Origin of the sequence: Larkinella sp. C7 (genome assembly GCF_006149005.1) — a bacterium.
Classification (GTDB): domain Bacteria; phylum Bacteroidota; class Bacteroidia; order Cytophagales; family Spirosomataceae; genus Larkinella.
Genome location: NZ_VBSL01000015.1, coordinates 33,627 through 55,758 on the forward strand (window position 1 = coordinate 33,627; position 22,132 = coordinate 55,758).

Consider the following 22,132-nt stretch of genomic DNA (forward strand, 5'->3'; position numbering starts at 1 on the left):
ATGGTTCCGAAAATTCTGCTGGGTTTACTGGTCTTTATCGTCGTTGCCGTTGCCGTTCTTCTTACGATTGGTTATTTAATTTCCGCACCTGGATACAAAGGACCGGTTACCGACCATTTCGATGGGAAACAATTCCATAATTACAACGGTGTGAAAGCCAAAGGCTTGATGGAAGCCCTCGAGTGGATGTTGTCGGGCAGCGACAAAAAACCGTGGGGGGCTTTCCGCAACGAACCGCCCGGTCCTCGCCCACCCGGTCGCGTTGGCGGCTCTCCGGTGCGCATCACGTTTGTCAATCACTCAACGGTTTTGCTCCAGTTCGACAGCCTGAACGTGCTGACCGACCCGGTTTGGTACGAACGCACCAGCCCTTTTCAGTGGGTAGGTCCGGCGCGAAACCGCCCGCCCGGCCTTCGTTTCGAGGATATTCCCAAAATTGATATCCTGCTGCTGAGTCACAACCACTGGGATCATCTGGACATTGAGACGGTTCAGAAACTTTGTCGGCGCGACCAGCCTAAAGTCTATTGCCCGCTGGGGGTGAAAGCATTTCTGGAAGAAAAGGGTTGCCAAAACGTGACTGAAATGGACTGGAACGACTCGCTGGCCTATAACGACAGCACCAAGATCCACTGCGTTCCGGCACAGCATTTCTCCGGGCGGGGCATGTTCGATCGTGACGCCACACTCTGGTGCGGTTTTCTGATCGATAGCCAGGCGGCCGGAAAGTTGTATTTTGTCGGAGATACGGGCTACGGTTCGTTTTTCAGGAAAATCGGGGAGCAGTTTGGTCCCATCCGGCTTGCGCTGATTCCGATTGGTGCTTTTCGGCCGACGTGGTTCATGTCGCCCATTCACTGCTCGCCCGCCGAGGCCGTCCGGATTCACGACGACATTCGGTCGCAACAGAGCGTGGCCATTCATTACGGCACCTTTCCGCTGGCCGACGACGGGGAAAACGAACCCGTCGAGGAATTGCGTAAAGCCCTCACCACCAGGCCTGAACTAGCCACGCGTTTCTGGACCTTACGGGAAGGTGAAGGCCGCCTGGTACCGTAATTTTTGCCGGCCGTTGCAACGGTTTTTCAAAAGGTGGGGTCATGGATACAGTTACACCTTATCAATTCAATTTTAATTGCGAGCATGAATTCTAAACATCTGAGTGCGCTTATTGCCTTGTTTCTGGCGGTCGGACTGGTTTCCTGTATGAATAATTTCAATGATCCGAGTGCCGGAACGGTGGAACAAAACATCCAGCAGATCAAGGATCATTTGACAGCTAACCAGTTACAGGATCAGGTAACGTCAACCCTTTCAGGGCTGTATTACATTATTACGCCCACACCCTCGACCGCCAAAGCTGCGACGCCAAACGAAGAACTGGAGTTTACCTATACGCTGTCCTACATCGATCCGACCACGAAAAAGGCGGTTTTGATTGACAGCGCCAACCGAACCAAACCGGCTTATATTCCTTTTCTGGCCGGCGTGGTTGTTCCAGGGCTGGAAGAAGGTTTTTTGTTGATGAAAGAAGGCCAGACGGGTCGGTTTTTTATGCCTAACAACCTGGCCTTTGGCAGCGACGACCGTAGTGGTAAAATGCCGGAGTACAGTGCGGTTATTTTTGACGTCAAGCTCAATCGCTCCCGCTCACAAATTCAGCAGATGGGCGATTACGCTATCCTCAAAAAGCTGCCGAGCCCAGACACGATCGCATTAGCACAAGGTTCTGACAGTGTTCGGGTCTACCGGCTTTCCAAAGGAACGGGGGCACGGATCACGGCCGGGCAAACCGTTACCGTCGCTTACACTGCCAATACCCTGAGAGGAACGGCTCCTTTTGATAAGAGCGACTCCCTGACGATCAAACTGGGTTCCGGACAATACATCGTTGGTTTTGACAAAGGGATTTCTCTGCTTTCGGTTGGCGACAAAGCCCTGCTGGTTTTCCCGTCCGGAATCGGTTATGGCGCGCAGGGCAGTTCTGATTCCAAAGGCAATTACGTCGTCCCTCCCTATACACCTCTGGCTTTTGAAATAACCGTTAAATCGGCCAAGTAAATTGACGGTTTACAGTGGCTGACGCGTTAAATTGAGAAAGCATGCGTCAGCCACCGTAAACCGAATACCGGTTTTAGCCGTTCTTCTGCCCTTCAACCGCCAGTAAATACAACTGCATGGATTCGCCGGTTGTGGCAATCCACCGGTCATAGTCTTCGATGGCGGCCGTCCGGTCTTCTTCCGAAATATATCCGTCTTTCACCAGTTGCGGTCCGCGCAGATGGGCCACCTCCGACCAGATACGGCTGGTTTCCACAAAGGTCGCATCCTCTTTCTTGCTGATTTCAAACTGTGGTTCAATCGTTATTTTCTCGAAACCAATCCGCAGAAACTGGTCTTTGAGATGGTCCGCAATGGCATTGTCGAAACCGGCTTCCTGCCGCCATTTCAGAAACGCCCCGTAGAATTTCGTCAGGGTATCGGGCGGTTCGGGCGTCCACTCCACCTTTTCGTGATTGTAGTCCAGTACGGCCAGCACCCCACCCGGTTTCACCCATTTTGCCATCCGGGCCAGGGCGTCTTCCGGGCGGGCAAGCCATTGCAGCACACGGGCGCAGGTGACCAGATCGAATTGTTCAGCGGTTTCAAAATCGTATACATCCGCCGTTTGAAAGGTGAGCTGGGGGAAATTGCCAGCCTGCTGGCGGGCCTGTAAAAGCAGGGTTTCGCTCGGGTCGATGCCCACCACGCGGCCCTGTGGCCCCACCCGTTCGGCCATGCCGCGCGTGATGGCTCCGGAACCGCAGCCCACATCCAATACCGACAGGCCTGGTTTCAGGTGTTTCAACAAATTCCGGTTGGCATTTTCAACGGTTCGGCGATCCAGAACCGGGTTGGCAGCCTTTGGCATTTCAGCCCGGCTGGTAGCAGTTTGATTTGACATGGAGCCGAAAGTACGGATTGATTTTTATGGTAGACGCATGAGCCGATAAAATACAAAATAATACTTGATTACTACAATAAAAGTCTATATCTTCATCCTATACCATTCCCCTATACGATCATGAAAAAGCTTCTGGTTTTATGCGTCGTCATGGTTGGCACGGTTCTTCCCGGATGGGGACAGAACGATCAGGTAGCCATCAAAAAGGTTCTTTACGATGAGACGGAGGGTTTCTTCAAGCGAGACAAAGAAAAATGGGCGGATTGCTGGGCACACACACCTTACATCTATTTTGCGGCTAATTTATACGGCGGAGATTTTACCCTGATCAAAGGGTGGGACAACATGGAAAAGCAGTTCAAGAGCCAGTTTAACAGCTCCAGGCCGGCCGACAGTGTGTCCATCTACAACACGAACTACGAAATTCACCAGAACGGAAAAATGGCCTTTGTGTGGTATGACCAGATGCTGATCGACAGCCACGGCAAAACCACCTCGAAAGAATCCCGGGTGGTTGAAAAAATCGGTGGTAAATGGAAGATTATTCACGTCTGCGCCCTCACCAACCTGAACAATCAAACGGTGCAATCCGGTAAATAAAGTCAAAATCGTCCCTGGTAAAACTTCCTGACGAATCGCGTTGTTATGCCTTTGCCGGTGTCTCTTTTGCCCGGCAATGGGTATGAGCAACACAGCAAACACGACACAGAACGAATCATTTCATGATATTATCCGGGGCGACAAGCCCGTGCTGGTCGATTTTTACGCCGACTGGTGCGGGCCTTGTAAAGTATTGGCCCCCACGCTGAAACAACTCGCCGAACGAACCGGCGACAAATTGCGCATCATCAAAGTGGATGTCGACAAAAGCCGCTGGGCTTCCGGCACCTACCAGATTCAGAGCGTTCCGACGATGATCTTGTTTCACAAGGGAAAAATCATCTGGCGGCAATCGGGTGTACTGCCGCTTCAGAAGCTGGAAGCGATGGTGCGGCAGGTTACGGGTTAACCGGCCGCCGGAAGGTGATCGCAATGCCCAGCAAAATGATGATTCCGCCCAGAACCATCTGAAACGTTATTTTCTCGTCGATAAACAGCCAGGCTAGAAAACCGGTCACGATAGCCTGGCTGAGCAGACTCAGCGAAACCCGTTGCGCATCGATTTTCTGGAGCGCATGGCTGACCGCAATCCAGCCCAAAAGCTGACAAACCACCGCCTGAACCACCAGGGAGCCCCAAATCCGGGGTTCGAAGCCCCACAGCGGCTCGCCCAACACGACGCACAGCAGCACCAGATACAGGCTCGACACCGTCATGCTCGAAGCCATAAAGTTCAGAATCGGGACTTTATCCAAAACCGTCTTGCTGACGACAATATACCCGGCATAAAACAGCCCCGACAGAACAGCCAGGAAAAACGCCCGGTCAAATTGCATGGTCAGGAACACTTCGACGCCCATCAAAAGGACCAGTCCGACCAGCGCCGTGGCCGTCCCGATCCAGAAGTATTTCGTCGGTTTGTCGGGAAAAAACAGGAACGTGCCGATTCCTACCCAGATGGGCGACAGGTTGGTGAGCAGACTTGCCTGCGTGGCGGTCGATTCCTGGATGGACAGGTTCCAGACAACAATATCGGACGCAAAAAACAGCCCGCATACCAGAATGGGTTTCCAGTAGCGCAGGGTTTTAGCCTGCCATTTTCCACTTAAAAGTACGTAAGGCCAGATCAGCACCGTGGCAATGCTCATGCGGTAAAACGCATCGCTGATGCCGGAAATCGGCGTGGCCCGGATGAGAACCGGAAAAATACTGATGCACAGAATGCCAATAATCAGACTCAGGCGGGAAGACATTACCGGTTTGGGGATAATTTCAGAGGACCGGCAAAGGTAGTCATCGGATTCTGCTCCGGCAATCGAACCGGCGGTCACGGCTGCCTATTCTCTAAAAACCGTCGTTGGTCAGGCTTTCTGCACCACTTCCATCGAACCGTTCCGGACGTTGATTTTATGGAGAAAAAACAACTTCATCGTTCGTTCAAGGGGCAAATTGGGGCTGGGTGTGATGAGGTAATCGCTGGTAGTTTTGATGGCGATGACGATGCCTTCGGCCAGGTGGTCATCGATGAGTTGCTGGAGCGAAACGCCCTCGTAATCTTTCGATAACTTACCAATTTCCATCACATCGACAATGGAACCGCTCTCAGCGTAGCCCGTCAGGTATTCCAGAAAGTCCATGACATCGGGGCGGCTCACGATGCTGGCCATGTGGGCGCCCCCAATTTTATCCGGCATCACGACCTTGTTGGCTCCGGCTTTGCGCAGTTTATTCAGCGCCGAGTGCTGCGACGCCCGGCTGATGATGGTCAGTTTCTCATTCAGGCTGCGGGCGCTCAGCACGATAAAGACGTTATCGGCGTCGGTGGGCAGGGCGGTCAGCAAGGCCTTCGCCCGGGCGATGCCGGCTTTCTGGAGCGTTTCGTCTTCGGTAGCGTTCCCGATCAAATACAGCAGCGATTCGTTTTTAGCCATATACGACCGAACGCGTTCCTCGTTTTGCTCGATCACCACAAACGGCACTTTGTTCTGGCGCAGCGTGATGGCCGCTTCCTGTCCGTTTCGCCCCAGCCCGCAGAGAATCACATGGTTGGTGAGTTCATCAATCTGTTTAACCATTTTCCGTTGTCTAAAATAGTTGATCAATTCGCCACTGGCAACGTATTGCGTAATGAGTGCCAGGGCATAAGCAAACGTGGTAAAGCTGGAAATCAGCAGGAGAACCGTAAAAAGCCGTCCATTGGGCGACAATGGTTTTACCTCCGTGTAGCCCACCGTGGTAATCGAAATGACGGTCATGTACAGGGCGTCGATGAAGTTGTACTCTTCGATGTACATATACCCGCCAATCCCCATGAACGAAATGGCAACGATGATCAGAAAGGGGATGAGGAGGGAATACCGCTGACGGCCTTTAAACATACAATCCAAAAATAGATATAATTTCAAAAATACTAATTTCAACAGTACATTAACAGATCGAATCCATGGTTTGTAAAATTATATTTTGAAAAAAGTAACCAGTACCAATAATTCAGTTACCTAACAGATGGCTTTGGCTTTGCACAACAAACTTTTTAAGAATTCCCCCTAAACCGCTATATTTCGCCCCATCCCCCGTAACCTTAAAATCACCATGCTTGCCTACATCTTTGCGGTCCTCACGACCGTCTGCTTCATTAGCCTAACCTTGTTTACGGCCTCCAAACCTTCGCTGGTTGGCGAAAACGCCATGGGCTACGGGCTGGGCCTGTTCTTTTGGGGGGCCGGTTTTGTCCTGACCAGTTTGATCCTAACGATTGCGCTAAACGTCCGGGGCGGGTTTGATTGGGTTATCCAGGGAGGCACCCGGACTCCGCTGGTTTTCTTTGCCTGGCTGGTGGTGGCGTTGACCACGTTTTTTTGTGCGCTATTCAAATGGGAGTGGCACAGCGATACGCTCTATCCGGCTTTTCTGCACGGGCTGGCCGTCCGGCAGGGGCAGGTCTGGATACCGCTGTTCTGGCTGATCCCGTGTTTTCTCTCGCTTCCTTCTGCTGGTCCCTCGCTGCTTCCGCTCACCGCCCTCAAGGGTTCGTTTTGGGTAGCAATGGGCCTTGGTGTCATATTTTCCGGCGGTTTACTGGTGGGTTACGTTCGTGAATCTGCCCGGTCGGCCGAGGCCGAAATGGCCCAGCGAGCCGAGCAGGAAGACCGCATTCACCGGGAGCATCTGGAGACGATTGCGGCTCAAAAAGTCGATGATCCGATTGTCAACCTGCTGGGGTATTCCGGTCGGTATCAGTCCGATGACGTCAGGCAGGCGGCTCTCGCCAAAATCAAAGCACATCCGAACTGGGAAGCCGAACTGATTGCGTTGCTGCAGAGTGATTGGCGGTATAAGGAGGTGTATTATTTTCTGGATGGCAACGCGGTGGAGCATCCCGAGCAGTTTGTCGGTCCCCTGAACGCGAGCATTGGTCGGCTATCGGCCAGCATTCGGGCGGATATCAAAGACAGCAACAACCTCCAGCACTGGAGCTTCGATATGTACGGCATCGACCAGTTGCTGCGCGCCCTCGATGGGCAATTCCTCAACCGGAGTGCTGATTTTTACCCCAGCATCGTCAAGCTCCAGCAGGCCCTGAATACGCCCAAGCCCGAGCGGTTTAAAGACGTCCGGTTTTCGATCACCGGCACCGTGGACCGGTGGCTGGCTAGGCATAAAAAATAAGGGGGCCGGTGGGGACGTTGTGTGGTGATAAAGCGGTATTCGCGCAGTAAACTTGTATTTTAGCCTTGCTATTTAACAATGATGGACCAAACCACGATTCAGCCTTTATTGACTTCCTTCAAAGAAGAAGCCCGGCGGCTTTACCAAGATCGTCTGGCAGCGTTGTATTTGTTTGGGTCCTATGCTCGTGGTGACGCTGGTGAGTATTCGGATGTAGACATTCTGGTCGTGCTACGTGACAAAACCATTTCACCTTTTAAGGAACTCGACGCAATGGGTGATTTTGCTTTTGAATTGGAACTGGCTTACGAAAAATCGATTCAGATTGTTCCCACTACCCAGCAGCAGTTTGGTGCATCGACCAGTCCTTTGTATTATAATATAAAGCGGGAAGGCCGGGCTTTATGAATGATTTAATTTCACTTCTACTTGAGAAAACCGATAAGGCACTGGAAGATGCTCAGTATCTTTATTTTGAGCGAAAAAGTTATGAAGCAGCTATTTCCAGAGCTTATTACGCGATGTTTTATGCTGCGGAAGCGGCTCTGTTAACCAGAGGAGAGACAACAGTCACCCATAAAGGGTTGTCGGTATTATTTTCCAAACATTTCATCAAGGACGGTTTTCTTGAACCCGAATACGGTCGCATGCTTTCAAACGCTTTTCGTCAGCGTCAGTTAAGTGATTATGAAATTCGCTACGAAGCAAATGAACAGGATGCCAATCAAGTGATCACTAATGCCGAAACTTTTATTCGACGTATAAAAAGCTTTCTTTCGGAGGTGTAAACTCCTCACTAACAATGCCTTTTCTTGAGTGTATTTAAAGTAATTTATCAGCTTTCTTGAACGATTTCCAATTAGCGTTTGCCGGCATATTTTCAACCAGCCGGACTTTCGCGGCTACAGTTTCTTCATTCGTTTTATAAAACCCGGTTTTGGCAAATTCGGGAGATTATTTAATAGTTTTTTTGCAGTTACAATAGTTAACACTCGTCAAATACGCCGTCAATTTAGGATATTTCATTTAGATCTTCGGCCCAACCACAGGCTTTTCCACACCAATACCTTTGTACTTCATATAGCCGATTTCAGGCTGTATTTAGGTTTATTTTTCCCTGATTCGGCTTTTATTTATGTGCATTTTATGTCGTTATTAACGATCAAGATTATTTCTGGACGAAGCTATTCTATTCCTTCTATTACGTATTGGAGCTTTATATGGATGTGAGGCCTTGTACTCTTCTAAGCAAGTAGTAATAAAAACCTCACTTGACATACAATCTAATATATGTTTAACTGCTTGTTCAGAATATTTTGATATTGAATTCGATTTCGGTCCTAAGCTGACTTCAGCATGATAAATTGGATTACGTCTTAATTCAAGCTTCCATACTACACATTTGAGTTCATGAGAATTCAAGTTTAACCGTCTGATTAAGTCTGCCGTGAAGTTAGGATACATTACATCAATTGAAACAGCCGTTAATTCCTCTTGATCAATTGATCTGATTTCACCTATTAACTTCAGCGTTGGAGCGCCATCTAACTCCGTAAATTGGCCCTCTTTTATAAAATTTATTTCTTTTAGTACTTGTTTGTCAAGTACCACCTGTTTATCGCCAATAGTTAATTGCCCTAAATGAGAATTCAGTAAATGTATATTTTGTGGTCCAGCTAATGAAATAGCACTTATATGCTTCATCCATAATAAGCGTTCTTTTTCACGCTCCTTATCAAGAATATTCCTTAGCTCAGAATAGCCAATCTCTCTACTTTCACCTCTATAGCGATAATATACCGCAGCCTCCCTAAGTAGGTTATCTTTAGTCTTTTTGCATACTATTGGCTTGCGGTTGCTTTCTTCAATAATTATTCTGCCAAATTCTTTCTCTGCATAAGGTAATATATCTAAAGACCAGTGTATTTCTTCAGAAAAATAATCTCTGATAAATTGTTCTAATGTTACAGGGTCGAAATCACGGAATTTGCCATTAGTCATTCCCATAGGAATATGAGGCTTATCCTTTACACCAAAAATAATTTGTCCACCTTTATTATTAGCCATTCCCGCTATGGTCTTGGCATATTTAGCGATCTCTTCTCTATGGAAATTTTGCTTGTATTCTAAGTCGATACTTTCTCTTCTTTTTAAATAGCCTTTGGAATCCAATTCAAAGTTAAAATTCATAAGTTACGGATATAAGTAAAATATAAAAAAGGCTCTCATTCCAATTCAAGTATCCTTATAAAAAAGAAACCCAGCTTAAAGGCTGGGTTTCTTTTTTAATCATCTCAACTCCCACAAGCCTCACAATCATCCTTGTTGTCAATCGAGCACACCATCGCGGCATAAGCGGTTTCGGCGTCGCTGACCAGTTGCGGATGAGCGGCTGCTCCTTCCTGGGCGTATTTTTCGTAGTTCAACGGTTTTTCCATCGTTTCGGCCAACACCGGCTCCAGTTGCGACTCGGCCTGCTTCTCCACCGTAAACTGGATGGCGTCGGCTGCGGCTTTCGTGCGGAGGTAATACATCCCGGTTTTCAGTCCGCGCTTCCAGGCGTGGAAGTGCATCGACGTCAGCTTGCCGAAGTTGGCATCCACCATGTGAATGTTCAGCGACTGCGACTGGCAGATGAACGCACCCCGGTCGGCGGCCATGTCGATGACGGTTTTCTGCTTGATCTCCCAGACGGTTTTGTACAGATCCTTGATGTTCTGCGGAATACCCGGAATGTTCTGCACCGAGCCGTTGGCGGCAATCAGCATGTTTTTCATCCGGTCGTTCCACATGCCGAGTTTCACGAGGTCGCGCAGCAAATACTTGTTGACCACCACGAACTCACCTGACAACACGCGACGGACGTAAATATTGGACGTAAACGGCTCGAAACATTCGTTGTTGCCCAGAATCTGGCTGGTCGAAGCCGTTGGCATCGGTGCCAGCAGCAGCGAGTTCCGAACGCCATGCTGAACCACTTCTTTCCGCAGCGATTCCCAATCCCAACGACCCGAGTCCGGCGTAACGCCCCACATATCGAACTGGAAGATGCCCTGCGAAATCGGCGAGCCTTTCCAGGTTTCATACGGGCCGTTCACTTTCGCCAGCTCCATCGACGCCGTCATGGCGGCAAAGTAAATCGTCTCGAAAATATCCTTGTTCAACTGCTTCGCTTCCTCCGATTCGAACGGCATCCGCAGCATGATGAACGCATCGGCCAGCCCCTGAACGCCCAGCCCGATGGGGCGGTGGCGCATGTTCGACCGACGGGCTTCCTCAACCGGATAATAGTTGATGTCGATGATTTTGTTGAGGTTCTTGGTCGCAACCCGCGTGATGTCGTAAAGCTTCTGGTGATCGAAACGCGAAATCCCGTCGGCCCCTTTCACAATGTACTTCGGCAACGCAATCGACGCCAGGTTACAAACCGCCACTTCGTCGGGCGCAGTGTACTCGATGATCTCGGTACAAAGGTTCGACGACCTGATCGTACCCAGGTTTTTCTGGTTCGATTTGGCATTGGCCGCATCCTTAAACAGCATGTACGGCGTTCCGGTTTCGGTTTGCGATTCCAGAATTTCGTACCACAGATCCTGCGCTTTTACCTGCCGACGATACCGCCCTTCGCGTTCGTATTGTTCGTAGAGTTCCACAAAAGCCTCACCGTGGGTATCCGCCAGGCCGGGGCATTCGTGCGGACACATCAGCGACCAGACGTCGTTGTCTTCCACGCGTTTCATGAACAAATCCGGCACCCACAGGGCGTAGAACAGGTCACGGGCGCGGTTTTCTTCCTTGCCGTGGTTTTTCTTCAGTTGCAGGAAATCAAAAATATCGGCGTGCCAGGGTTCCAGGTAAACCGCAAAGGAACCTTTGCGCTTTCCACCGCCCTGATCGACGTAGCGGGCCGTGTCGTTAAACACGCGGAGCATGGGAATGATCCCATTCGAGGTTCCGTTCGTTCCTTTAATATACGTACCCGTTGCGCGGATGTTGTGAATGCTCAGACCAATACCACCCGCCGACTGCGAAATCTTGGCGGTTTGTTTCAGGGTGTCGTAAATGCCCTCGATGCTGTCGTCTTTCATCGACAACAGGAAGCAGCTCGACATCTGCGGTTTTGGCGTTCCGGCGTTAAACAGCGTCGGCGTCGCGTGCGTAAACCACTTTTCCGACAGCAGGTTGTAGGTTTCAACGGCCGCTTCGACGTCGGCCATGTGAATGCCGACGGCCACGCGCATCAGCATGTGCTGCGGACGTTCGGCAATTTTGCCTTCCATCTTCAGCAAATACGATTTTTCGAGCGTTTTGTACCCAAAATAATCGTAGCCGTAATCCCGGTCATAAATGATCGTAGAATCAAGCAGAGCGGCATTTTTCCGAACCACGTCATACACTTCCTTCGAAATCAGGGCTGCGTTTTCACCGGTTTTGGGGTCAACGTAGTTGTACAGCCGCTTGATGGTTCCTGAGAAGGACTTGTTGGTTTCTTTGTGCAGGTTGGAGATCGCCATGCGGGCAGCCAGAATCGCATAATCCGGGTGGCGGGTGGTCATCGAAGCCGCTGTCTCAGCCGCCAGATTGTCCAGTTCCGTCGTTTTGACGCCGTCGTAGATCCCGTTCACCACTTTCATCGATACCTCGATCGGCTGAACGTAGGCCGGATCTAAACCGTAACACAGTTTTTCGATCCGGGCGGTGATTTTGTCGAGCTTGACCGATTCCCTGCGGCCATCACGCTTGAGTACGTACATAATATGATATGGAATGTTGTAAAGTAGATATATAGGATATGATGCCTCTCGATTGGTTGCTTAAAGGTACTAAGCAGTACTACAACAAAGCAAAGCGGAATGTTCACTCGTGCTCTGCGAACTTGGAATTATTAAAACAGGTGGCTGTGTTAAGAAACTGTTAAGACCTTACGCAGAATAACTTATCGAAAGCCTATCGAAAATATGGTCTAAAAAAGTTGATAGGCTAAATTTAGCGAACGGTATAGACCCTGTGCTAAAACTCTGATTGTTACTGAATTGTTACCCAAATTACCGAAAAAGCACTAAAAAATCAATCAAGAGTAACATACTTTTTTTGATTTAAACAAAAGCGAGCGAAGTGGTTGGAATCCAGTCGGAAACTCTTTACCTTTGCACTCCTTAAATCTACCGACACGTTCTAACTGTGCTGGTGGTGAGACCGTTCCAGAACTGATTTATTTTATAATATTACCATTGTCATGAAAAAAGGCATCCATCCGGAATATAGAGACGTCGTATTCTGGGATCTGACCAGCGATCACAAATTCCTGAGTCGCTCGACCATTCAAACGAAGGAAACCATCGAATACGAAGGCAACACCTACCCGGTTGTGAAAGTCGAAGTAAGTTCGGAATCACACCCGTTTTACACCGGCAAGAACGTTCTGCTCGACACCGCGGGTCGCGTTGATAAATTCTTGAAACGGTACGGTAAGAAGTAATCCTATCGACACCTGAAAAAGCCGCCATCAGACCATTCTGATGGCGGCTTTTTTGTTTTCTTTACACGTAACTTAGCGGTACGATGAAAATATTGATACTCGGTGCCACGGGTCGCACGGGAAAAGAATTGCTCGATCAGGCTTTGAAAGCCGGTATCTCCGTTCACGCGCTGGTCCGGGATATCGATAAAGTAAAAATGACGTCCCGCAACCTCAAGTTGTTCGAAAGCAAAAAGCTCGACCGAACGGCGCTCCGGCTCGCCATGCTCGGCTGCGATGCGGTTTTGAGTACCCTCAACATCTCCCGAACCTCCGATTTTCCGTGGAGCAGTCTGCGAACCCCGAAGGACTTTCTCTCCAACACGATGCGCAACGTGCTCGAGGTCGCCAACGAACTGCACATCAAACGGATTATTGTCACCACCGCCTGGGGCGTCAACGAAACCAAAAAAGACATTCCCGCCTGGTTCCGCTTCGTCATCAACTACAGCAACGTGGGCGTCGCCTACCGCGATCACGAGCGTCAGGAGCATTTACTGGCCGCTTCGCCGAGCGACTGGACGGCGGTTCGCCCCGTCGGGCTGACGAATTCAAAGAAGCCGAGACAAGTCCGGATTACGATTAACAATGAGCCGAAACCCAATCTGACCATCAGCCGCTCCAACGTCGCCCGATTTATGGTCGAGATTTACAAAACCGGTGATTATCCCAAAGAAGCGGTTACGATTTCGGAGGTGTAGGCACTCACACCCCACCAATCAGAGTTCCGGGCTACCTGCGCCTTTGATGCCGGTGTTTTTAACCACGAACAGATAGCCCGCCAGCGGTTGTTCGGCCAGTTCCTGCTGGCTTAATCCGGTTTTGGCGGAGGTGATGTACAAATCGTCCTGCGACGCGCCCCCGAACGTGCAGGACGTAATCCGGGCGGCAGGCAAGTCGATCTGCTGAAGCCGTTCGCCGGTGTTGGGGTTGCACCGAACCACCTTCCAGCCATCCCAAAGCGCAATCCAGAGCATGCCTTTTTCGTCGATGGTCATGCCATCCGGAAAACCGTCCGCTTCCTCAAACTGAATGACCACCCGCTTATTGGTAATCGTACCCGTGTGTACGTCATAGTCGTAGGCCACCACCTGCCGGGTTGGCGAGTCGATGTAATACAACAGCCGGTGGTCGAGGCTCCACGCCAGCCCGTTGGAACAGGTGACCTTGTCGACTTTGACCGAAACCGAATGATCTTCGTTCAGCATGTATAACGCGCCAGCGCCGGGTTCGTCCGTAATCGACATGGTTCCCGCCCAAAACCGCCCGGCCGGGTCGCATTTTCCGTCGTTGAACCGGTTGCCGGGCAGATGAACTTCCGGATCGGTGATCGGAACGACGGTTTCATTTTCCAGCGAAATGGTATGAAAACCGTGCTGAAGTGCGGCAATCAAATCGCCGGCGGGTTGAATGGCAATGGCGCCCACCATCTGCCCGGTTTTAAAAACCCGGTGTTCACTACTGCCCGGATCGAACGAATGGATTTCGCCCGGCAGAATGTCCACCCATAAAATGCGTTGCTTTTCCGCATCCCAAACCGGGCCTTCGCCCAATTGGCAGGAATGTTCCAATACAATTTCCCAGTTGTTCTGATTCATAAGTTTTCGGCTTACGGTATTTTTTCGGTTTTCGGTTTTCAGTTTACGGTGGCTGACGCAAGCCTAAAAAGCACGCGTCAGCCACCATAAACGGTAAACCGAATACTCAATACTGTAAACGTATTTTAAGCATACCGGATGTAAAAGTACAGAACCATCGCGGTAACTATCGCCCACCAGATAAAAGGATTTCGCAAACCGCGTTGCTGGTCGCGTTCGGCGGGCAAAAGCGAGAGACTTTCCTTGTTCCAGATCAGACCCACCAATTCGGCCTCAGGCTTGGGTTTGGTGACCAGACTGACGAGCACGCAGAGCAACATGCAGGTCCAGAAAACGATGCCGGTGCGGTTGAAAAACGGCATGGTCGGAAAGATCATTTCGAGGGCAATGGAAAGCGGAATGGTCAGAATACCAGCGGTTAAGGCGCCAGCGTGGGTGGTGCGTTTCCAGAGAATACCGAGCAGAAACATCACCGCAATGCCCGGCGTGAACAAACCGTAGGCATTCATCAGATACAGAAAAACCGGTTTGTCGGATTGGGTCATGAACAAGCCCGTGCAGAGAATGCCCAGCACGATGATCGTTGCCCCGGCAATTCGGCCAAACCGCACCGCCTGGGCATCCGACGCGTCTTTTCGGAAATAGGTCAGGTACACATCCACCGTCAGAATTGTGGTGCAGGAGTTGATGGCCCCGGAAAGGTGCGACATCACCGCCGAAATCAGACCCGCCATCACCAACCCTACCAGCCCCGCCGGAAGCAGGTTCTCGACCAGCGTGGGAAAAAGCAGATCCGGTTTTTCAAGGTTTGGAAATAGTTTGGGCGCCACCAGTGCCGGAACCGTAATGATGATCGGGATGAGAAATTTCAGGTAATCACCAAAGACGACGCCCATCCGCGCGTGCCACTCGTTTTTGGCCGCCAGCACCCGCTGCACAATAAACTGGTTCGTGGCACAATAGAAGATACTGATACACAAGGTACCGCCGAGGTACATCGTCCACGGAAAATCCGGGTCGTTGGCGGGCAGAATGAGGTCCCAGTCTTTGGACGTTTCCATGACGGCCGACACACCGCCAGCCGCATTGACCGTGGCAACCGTCAGCGCCACTCCGCCCAGCACGAGGACGATCAATTGCAGCATTTCAGTCCAGATCACCGCCCTTAAACCGCCCGCGATGGTGTAGATACCGGTGAAAATAGCCAGAATCAGCACGCTGGCAATAACCGGAAACCCCAGCAGCGAATGCAGGGAAAGGGCCCCCAGATACAGAACGGCCGCAATTTCCACGAAAACATACGTCAATAGAATCAGCGTTGCGTAAGTGGTTCGGGCGGCCGCGCCGAATCGCTTTTGCAAAAATTCGGGGATCGTATAAAACCCGTTGCGGATGTAAAACGGGAGAAAAATCCAGAGCAAGGCGTTAAATCCGATCAGAATAGCCCCCCACTCCATCGCAATCGCAACAAATCCCCGGCTGTAGGCCACGCCCATCGCACCGACCAAATGGTGACTGCTGATGTTGGACGCAATGATGCTGCCGCCAATCATCCACCAGGGCAGTTTGTCGCCCGCCAGAAAATAATCGCGCTTGGTTTGTTTGCCTTTGCGGGAGGCATAAATGCCCAATGAAATAACGCCCAGGATGTAAACGCCAAAAATAATCAGGTCAAGCGTCGATAGATTCATGTTGGAGTAATGAACGGGTAATACGGATGGCTTTTTCGGTCAGCAGTTCCAGCGAACCTTTTTCGAAAGGCGATTGCCAGACGGGATAAATATCTTCGGCGTATAGATTTTCGGGGGGCAGATAGCCCGTTGAACCGTTCACGATATTCATCACGGCGACGGCATTCGGGGCCTGTTCTGCCCGCAGTTGCTGCTGGAATTCGGAATAGGCTTCGTTGGGCTGCCCCACCAGCACGGAATCGCCCAGCCGCCAGACCCAGAGAGGCATGTGGGTCGTAGTGCCATCGCCGACGGTTTTCCGGATGCCGCGTCTTCGCCAGATGCGTTCCTTCAGCACATTGTCCTCGCATTCGGCCCATTGCGTTTCAATTTCCGCCAGCGACGGCAGCGGTTTTAACGGCAGTTCCACCTCGATCATCTCAACCGAAAGAGCCGAAGAAGGCTCATACGGCTCTTTTTTCCAGACCGCCAGGGGCGCGCCCGACTCGACGATGCCTGCAAACGAAAGTTGTTTTTTGGGGGGCAAAATCGCTTCCAATGTAGACAAAACCGCATACCCCAACTGCCGTCCGTAGGCATCCGCAATGCCGACGTCGCCCACGTATTGCTCGCGCGGTGCCAACTCTCCGCAAGCGCCCAGCAGAAACAACATCGGTGCGTCGGTGGTCTTCTCCACCACTTCGCGCAGGGCACCAATGTAGTCGGGTGAAATCAGGCGGTTTTCCCAGGCCAGCGTCGTCGGATGGCAGGCATAATTGACGAGCGTTCCCAGCGTTTGATTGTTATCGTTGGCGATTTGCCCGACAAGCAGCGTGTCGTCGGCACTTTTGTCGGGGTTCCAACCGCAGATAAACCGGCTTTGATCGGCGTCTGGCAAATCCCGGTTGCTGGCTAGATTGCATTTCCCATAACTCCAGGTCAGCGTGGCCGACTCTGCATTTGACAACGCCGTTTGAATGGCCTGAATCGCACTTTGCTGAATAAACCGGAGGTACGGCTCTACGAGGTGACCGCCCTCTTTCGACGCGTCGTCGCGGCTGAGGCTGGGGCCGGCATGGGTGTGTGACAGGCAGAACATCAGCCGCGCCGGATCGAGCGATACGGCTTCCAGAATCCCGTTCCGCAAAAACCGCTCGTCGTCGGAACTGCGCCACCAGCCCAAATCCGCCCCAATTAACACGAGCGGTTCGGCTTCGCGGGCGGTTTGAAACGTCACGCAGGTCAGCATCAGCGGCCGGTGAATGCCCTCGGCGGCTTCGTGGGTAGCGGCTCCCCAGTTTCGGGCATAAATCCCCACCGGCGGGGTTATGTCCGTCTGGGAAACACCGATCAAACCGGCGAACGAGGGTTGTTTAAAGGCCGGGTATTTTTGAGATTCCATTCTTCAGGTAGTTAATGGTTTTATAATTACCAGCCCACGGTTTCAGCCGTGGGGCTAGAAACGTAATTTGCGAATTACCGGCAACCGTTTTAAAATCCTGAAACCGTTAAAACGGTTGCCACATTTCTTTTTCGTTTCGCGTAATCCCAGGGTTGAAACCGTGGGCAATCCTTTGATTATTCGTACTTTAATCAGGTTTTACGGATTAATAACCGTTCGATATCTTCCAACGATTTCCCTTTCGTTTCGGGAACCGTCAGGAGTATGAATACGAAATATATCAGGAGCAAAAACGCGTAAATTCCAAAGGTAAGCGGCATTCCAAACTGTGATTTCATGACCGGAAACGAACCGATCACGACAAAGTTGGCCATCCACAACGACAGGGTTGCCAGCGACATCGCGCTGCCCCGGATGCGGTTGGGAAAGATTTCGGAAAGAATCACCCACGTAACCGGACCAATGGTGGCGGCATAACCGGCAATGAACAGCAGAATAAAAAGCAAAGCCCAAAAGCCGGGAAGCTGAAAATAAAAGGCGAAAGCCAGGGCCAGAATATCGGCGGACAAAAAAGCAGATCCAATCAACAGCAGTTTTTTGCGACCCACTTTATCGATGGTCGCAATGGCGACAAAGGTGAATACGCAGAGAATGATGCCCAACAAAACCGATTGCAAAAAAGCCGAATCTTCGGCGATCCCGACTTGCTTAAAAACTTCGGGTGCGTAGGCAACAAGCGGACCACCAATTTGGGAAAAGAACGCAACAACGATTCCGATCAGAACAATAAGAAAAACGTCTTTCCGGAATAAAAAGCGGAGATCTTCCTTCATAATTGCAGAGAAACTGGTGCGGATGGTTTTGCTTTCGGCTTCAGCATACGCACTGCCGCCAATCTGGGTCAGCACCGTCCGGGCTTCATTTTCCCGGTTTTTACGGATCAACCAGCGCGGACTTTCGGACACGAAAAACAACCCGAGAAAGAACAATAAGGCAGGAATGGACTGTGACGAAAACATCCAGCGCCAGTTATCATCACCCGTGTAAAGCAGCAGATAATTGGAAAGATAAGCCAGCAAAACGCCGATCGTAACGGCCAGTTGATAGAATGAAACCAGCCGCCCGCGCCAGGGAGCCGGGGCCATCTCGGCAATGTAAATCGGGCAGACCAGAGCGGCACAGCCGATGGCGATCCCGCTTGCCATTCGGAATGCGACAAAAACCGGAAAAGTGGTTGCCCAGCCGGTGCCAACACCGGTGATGGCAAACAGGAAAGCACTGACTAACAGCATCTTTTTCCGCCCCACCAGATCGCTCAATCGCCCGGAGAATAAGGCTCCGATGGCGGCCCCAACGCTGATGCAACCCACCGCCCAGCCGGTTTGCAGGTCGTTCAGTTGAAAATGCTGACTGAAAAAATGAATCGTCCCCGAAATGATGGCCGTATCGAACCCGAACAGAATTCCACCCAAAGCCGCTATCGCATTGATTCGGTAGATATAGGCTTTGTTATACGCAAAATTGCCGGAAGAAAATGCGTCGGTTGCCGTGAGTACCAAAGCCATTTTCAGTGTCTGGTTTAGGGTTTATCGTCTATGGTTTTCGCCGTTTTTCTCCAAACTGGACCTGACCAACTATTGAGTTTATTTTTTTACTTTGGCATTCTCCACACTCAAAAACTGCGTCGTATTTTCGAGAATACCGGACGCGTCATTGTGGAGAAGTAAAGCATCATCCGGCACCGTTTGCAAAGGCGTAATGCTGGAAGGTGTTTCTGTGATATAGGGCGGATTGGTCTGCCGGTTATAGGCCGAAATGAGCGACCAGCGGGCAGTATCGGATAAATTCGCTTCCGACCGGTGTAAAATATTGCTGTGGAAAAAGAGCAAATCGCCCGGTTTTAATTCGACATACACCAGCTCCATCGTTTGCAAGGCGAACTCCACATATTGCATGGAAGCCCCGACCTGTTCGCCGGAAAAACCGTGCTCGACCCGGCCCATTTTATGCGACTTTTTAATGACCTGCAAGCAGCCGTTTTCCTTCGTCGCTTCCGTCACGGCCATCATCACCGAAATCATCTGATCCGGAAACAAATAACCGTTCTTGTACCAGTAGCCGTAATCCTGGTGCCATTCCCAGGCCCCACCGACCTTCGGTTCTTTCTGCATCAGTTTGGAATGAAAGTGACAAACCGGTGCCTTTCCGTCGAGCAGTTTATGCACGGAATCGACCATGCGTTCGCTGCGGGTCAGCAAGCCATAGACATCATTTCCGGGCGTAAACCACAAGGCCAGTTTCGTTTTTTTACCGGCTTTATCGTCCAGATCAAAACTGTTTTTTCGGATCGCTTCATCTTCTATGGCAACCCGATAGAGTTTCGCCACTTCGCCGGCGTTTACAAAACCGGGAATGATCAAATAGCCATTTTCATGATACGATTCAACCTGCTTATTGGTTAGACTAAAGGCCATAGTGGTAGGGTTTAAGTCAATAAGGAAAGTCCGCCATCCATCAGCAATGTGCTGCCCGTCATGTGCTCATTATCCGGGTGGCAAAGCTGAACGATTTGTCTGGCAACCGCTTCAGCACTGATCAGTTTTTTTACCGGAACCTGATTTCGGGCCACCTCGCTCGACGCCGGGTCTTCTTCCCAAAACCGCGCGCTCAAACCGGCATTGACATAACCGGGCGCGATTTCGTTCACCAGAATCTGGTGCGGGGCCAGTTCCAGCGCCAGACACTGACAAAGCATCCGGAGACCAGCCTTGGAAACACAGTAAGCCGGAATATGCGGATGCACCGCGTGGGCGGCCCAACTACCTACGAACACCACCCGCCCCGGAAGCTGGTGGGTCAGCAACCGGGCGGTGGCACATTGGGTTAGGTAAAAAGCTCCGTTCAAATTGACATTCAGTTCGTTGGCCCACTGCCCCGGCGTAATCTCGTGAATACCCGCCGGTGTAACCGTGGCGGCATTGGCAATGATGAGATCCGCCACCCCGAGCGTATTTTCGACCGCCAGCACCCAGTCCTGCACGGCACCGGCGTCCGTCACATCGACCTGTGTGTAGTGGCTGGCTACGTCATAGGACTTCAATTCAGCCAGAAATGCTTCCGCCTTCGTCGTTGGAGCGATGTCGCCGATGGCAATGGCGGCCCCGTTCCGGGCAAACTCCAGCGCGGTCGCCCGGCCAATGTCCCCCAGTCCGCCACTGATCAGGACGGTTTTATTTGTAAATACTTTGTCCACGCTACCTACGGTTTTATTCTTTCATGTAACGTCATGCTTTCATTCGGCTAACCCTGGATGCTTTTGTTCACCCCGGAGGGGTAGCCTGTTAATAGAAAAATCGTTTACAAAGCCCTGTCTAAGCCCCGGCAGGGGCGCCCTACATACAAGAACCCCTTTAGGGCGCCCCTGCCGGGGCTTAAATCTGATGGCTTAACTCCATGCAGCTATTAACAGGCTACCCCTCCGGGGTGAACAAAAGCATCCAGGATTAGCCTATCCTCAAGACTGCCTTCGGCAATTTCAGGGCGGTCAGTTTTTACCAATCGCCCACGCTGCCGTCCTTGTAAAAAGTCCGCTGCAACACTTCCTGCTGGAACGGATGTTTTTTCACTTCGTCTTCGTCGATTTCGATGCCGAGCCCCGGACGCTGATTCGGAAAGACAATCCGGCCTTTTTCCTGAACGGTGAACCCTTCGCTGACCACATCGACCCGCCAGGGAACGTCGTTGTGGACACTTTCGCAAATGATGTAGGATGGTGTGGAAAAGCCGAATTCGATGGAGGCTGCGGTGCTGACCGGTCCCTGCGGATTGTGCGGGGCTACGGAAACCCGATAGGCTTCAGCCAGGGCCGCAATCCGGCGTACTTCGCTCAGTCCTCCGCAGTGTGTAATATCGGGCTGAATGACACTAACAGCCCGTTTTTCGAGCATTTCGCGGAACGCATGAACACCAATCAGCCGTTCACCACTGGCAATCGGCGTTTTGACGGCGCGCTGAATCAGCGCAATGTCATCCATCGTTTCCGGCCAGCACGGTTCTTCGAAAAAGTATAATCCGTACGGTTCCAGGGCTTTGGCAAACTGCATCCCCATGCGCGGGGACGGGCGGGCGTGGCAATCGACCATGATATCGATTTCGCTGCCGACGGCTTCGCGCATGGCTTTGACGCAGGCTTCGGCGTAATGAACGGGTTTCAAGCCTTCCAGCGACATGGTTTCGGGAACCGCCATCGACTTGAACGCCGTAAAACCGTCGGCTACGGCCTGTTGCGCCAGCTCGCCAAACCGGTTGGCGTCGTCGGGTTTGGTCTGGTAGAAATCTTCCATTTTCCCGCCCCCCAGGTGGCAATACAGCCGGATGTAGTCCCGAACGCGACCACCCCACAGCTCATGACACGGAACCCCGTGAATTTTGCCGAGAATATCCCAGAGCGCAATGTCGATGCCACTGATGGCCGTGCCACGCACAATGCCGTTGCCGTGCCAAAAATGCTGTCGGTACATCATCTGCCAGAGGTGTTCGATGCGCCGGGGATCTTCGCCGATCAGCAGTTGCGACAGGTCTTCAATCGCTCCCACCACCGAACGCGTATGCCATTCGAGCGTCGCTTCGCCCCAGCCCCACAAACCGGGTTGATCGGTAATCACTTTCACAAAAATCCAATTCCGCATCCGGGCATGGCAAACCTGTGTTTCAATGGCCGTAATCTTCATT

At 51.3% G+C, this 22,132-nt stretch carries 21 protein-coding genes; 9 read left to right on the forward strand and 12 right to left on the reverse strand.

Going from position 1 to position 22,132, the window contains the following annotated elements; translation table 11 throughout:
• On the forward strand, positions 1 to 1,059 hold the full coding sequence (locus FH871_RS26025) for an MBL fold metallo-hydrolase (protein WP_138994349.1): 1,059 nt from the start codon (positions 1 to 3) through the stop codon (positions 1,057 to 1,059).
• Positions 1,060 to 1,143: 84 nt separating this feature from the next.
• Positions 1,144 to 2,061, forward strand: a complete 918-nt coding sequence (locus FH871_RS26030; protein WP_138994350.1) for an FKBP-type peptidyl-prolyl cis-trans isomerase — start codon at positions 1,144 to 1,146, stop codon at positions 2,059 to 2,061.
• 73 nt (positions 2,062 to 2,134) lie between these two features.
• On the opposite strand, the gene FH871_RS26035 is transcribed toward FH871_RS26030, so the two are convergent.
• Entirely contained in the window at positions 2,135 to 2,944 is an 810-nt protein-coding gene (locus FH871_RS26035) for a methyltransferase domain-containing protein (protein WP_138994351.1), read from the reverse strand.
• A gap of 120 nt (positions 2,945 to 3,064) precedes the next feature.
• Between FH871_RS26035 and FH871_RS26040 the strand changes: the two genes are divergently transcribed.
• Together FH871_RS26040 and trxA are read left to right on the forward strand one after the other, a co-directional pair.
• Complete coding sequence (locus tag FH871_RS26040; protein WP_138994352.1) at positions 3,065 to 3,544, forward strand: hypothetical protein; 480 nt, start codon at positions 3,065 to 3,067, stop codon at positions 3,542 to 3,544.
• 82 nt (positions 3,545 to 3,626) lie between these two features.
• Positions 3,627 to 3,953, forward strand: a complete 327-nt coding sequence (trxA, locus tag FH871_RS26045; protein WP_138994353.1) for a thioredoxin — start codon at positions 3,627 to 3,629, stop codon at positions 3,951 to 3,953.
• On the opposite strand, the gene FH871_RS26050 is transcribed toward trxA, so the two are convergent.
• Positions 3,943 to 4,797 carry a DMT family transporter gene (locus FH871_RS26050; RefSeq protein WP_138994354.1) on the reverse strand — a complete coding sequence of 285 codons (855 nt, stop codon included), beginning with the start codon at positions 4,795 to 4,797 and terminating at the stop codon, positions 3,943 to 3,945. The genes trxA and FH871_RS26050 overlap by 11 nt on opposite strands.
• 108 nt (positions 4,798 to 4,905) lie before the next feature.
• Positions 4,906 to 5,922: a TrkA family potassium uptake protein gene (locus FH871_RS26055; protein ID WP_138994355.1), complete on the reverse strand. Its 1,017-nt coding sequence runs from the start codon at positions 5,920 to 5,922 to the stop codon at positions 4,906 to 4,908.
• Between the two features lie 214 nt (positions 5,923 to 6,136).
• On the opposite strand from FH871_RS26055, the gene FH871_RS26060 reads away from it, so the two are divergent.
• From FH871_RS26060 to FH871_RS26070, 3 genes are all read left to right on the forward strand, one after another.
• The gene (locus tag FH871_RS26060; protein ID WP_138994356.1) at positions 6,137 to 7,213 is read left to right on the forward strand and encodes a hypothetical protein; all 1,077 of its coding nucleotides are present in this window, start codon (positions 6,137 to 6,139) and stop codon (positions 7,211 to 7,213) included.
• 78 nt (positions 7,214 to 7,291) lie between these two features.
• Positions 7,292 to 7,621 (forward strand): nucleotidyltransferase domain-containing protein, encoded by a 330-nt coding sequence (locus tag FH871_RS26065; RefSeq protein ID WP_138994357.1) that lies wholly within the window; start codon positions 7,292 to 7,294, stop codon positions 7,619 to 7,621.
• The gene (locus tag FH871_RS26070; RefSeq protein WP_138994358.1) at positions 7,618 to 8,001 is read left to right on the forward strand and encodes a HEPN domain-containing protein; all 384 of its coding nucleotides are present in this window, start codon (positions 7,618 to 7,620) and stop codon (positions 7,999 to 8,001) included. Before FH871_RS26065 ends, FH871_RS26070 begins: the two co-directional genes overlap by 4 nt.
• 367 nt (positions 8,002 to 8,368) lie before the next feature.
• On the opposite strand, the gene FH871_RS26075 is transcribed toward FH871_RS26070, so the two are convergent.
• Both FH871_RS26075 and FH871_RS26080 read right to left on the reverse strand, forming a co-directional pair.
• The gene (locus tag FH871_RS26075; RefSeq protein ID WP_138994359.1) at positions 8,369 to 9,403 is read right to left on the reverse strand and encodes a helix-turn-helix domain-containing protein; all 1,035 of its coding nucleotides are present in this window, start codon (positions 9,401 to 9,403) and stop codon (positions 8,369 to 8,371) included.
• A 104-nt stretch (positions 9,404 to 9,507) separates the two neighbouring features.
• Positions 9,508 to 11,967, reverse strand: a complete 2,460-nt coding sequence (locus FH871_RS26080; RefSeq protein ID WP_138994360.1) for a ribonucleoside-diphosphate reductase subunit alpha — start codon at positions 11,965 to 11,967, stop codon at positions 9,508 to 9,510.
• 482 nt (positions 11,968 to 12,449) lie between these two features.
• Between FH871_RS26080 and FH871_RS26085 the strand changes: the two genes are divergently transcribed.
• Positions 12,450 to 12,692 (forward strand): type B 50S ribosomal protein L31, encoded by a 243-nt coding sequence (locus FH871_RS26085; protein WP_138994361.1) that lies wholly within the window; start codon positions 12,450 to 12,452, stop codon positions 12,690 to 12,692.
• An 83-nt stretch (positions 12,693 to 12,775) separates the two neighbouring features.
• Positions 12,776 to 13,432 (forward strand): NAD(P)-dependent oxidoreductase, encoded by a 657-nt coding sequence (locus tag FH871_RS26090; RefSeq protein ID WP_138994362.1) that lies wholly within the window; start codon positions 12,776 to 12,778, stop codon positions 13,430 to 13,432.
• Positions 13,433 to 13,450: 18 nt separating this feature from the next.
• Here FH871_RS26090 and FH871_RS26095 read toward each other — a convergent pair whose 3' ends face one another.
• From FH871_RS26095 to dgoD, 7 genes are all read right to left on the reverse strand, one after another.
• Entirely contained in the window at positions 13,451 to 14,329 is an 879-nt protein-coding gene (locus tag FH871_RS26095) for an SMP-30/gluconolactonase/LRE family protein (RefSeq protein WP_138994363.1), read from the reverse strand.
• A 125-nt stretch (positions 14,330 to 14,454) separates the two neighbouring features.
• The gene (locus FH871_RS26100; protein WP_138994364.1) at positions 14,455 to 16,020 is read right to left on the reverse strand and encodes an SLC5 family protein; all 1,566 of its coding nucleotides are present in this window, start codon (positions 16,018 to 16,020) and stop codon (positions 14,455 to 14,457) included.
• Positions 16,001 to 17,401 carry a hypothetical protein gene (locus FH871_RS26105; protein ID WP_138994365.1) on the reverse strand — a complete coding sequence of 467 codons (1,401 nt, stop codon included), beginning with the start codon at positions 17,399 to 17,401 and terminating at the stop codon, positions 16,001 to 16,003. The genes FH871_RS26100 and FH871_RS26105 overlap by 20 nt, the downstream gene beginning before the upstream one ends.
• Before the next feature lie 191 nt (positions 17,402 to 17,592).
• The gene (locus FH871_RS26110; RefSeq protein ID WP_138994366.1) at positions 17,593 to 18,966 is read right to left on the reverse strand and encodes a sugar porter family MFS transporter; all 1,374 of its coding nucleotides are present in this window, start codon (positions 18,964 to 18,966) and stop codon (positions 17,593 to 17,595) included.
• Positions 18,967 to 19,044: 78 nt separating this feature from the next.
• On the reverse strand, positions 19,045 to 19,875 hold the full coding sequence (locus FH871_RS26115; RefSeq protein ID WP_138994367.1) for a phytanoyl-CoA dioxygenase family protein: 831 nt from the start codon (positions 19,873 to 19,875) through the stop codon (positions 19,045 to 19,047).
• An 11-nt stretch (positions 19,876 to 19,886) separates the two neighbouring features.
• Entirely contained in the window at positions 19,887 to 20,654 is a 768-nt protein-coding gene (locus tag FH871_RS26120; protein WP_138994368.1) for an SDR family NAD(P)-dependent oxidoreductase, read from the reverse strand.
• A gap of 298 nt (positions 20,655 to 20,952) precedes the next feature.
• Positions 20,953 to 22,131 carry a galactonate dehydratase gene (dgoD, locus tag FH871_RS26125; protein ID WP_114406751.1) on the reverse strand — a complete coding sequence of 393 codons (1,179 nt, stop codon included), beginning with the start codon at positions 22,129 to 22,131 and terminating at the stop codon, positions 20,953 to 20,955.
• Between the last annotated feature and the right edge of the window lies 1 nt (position 22,132).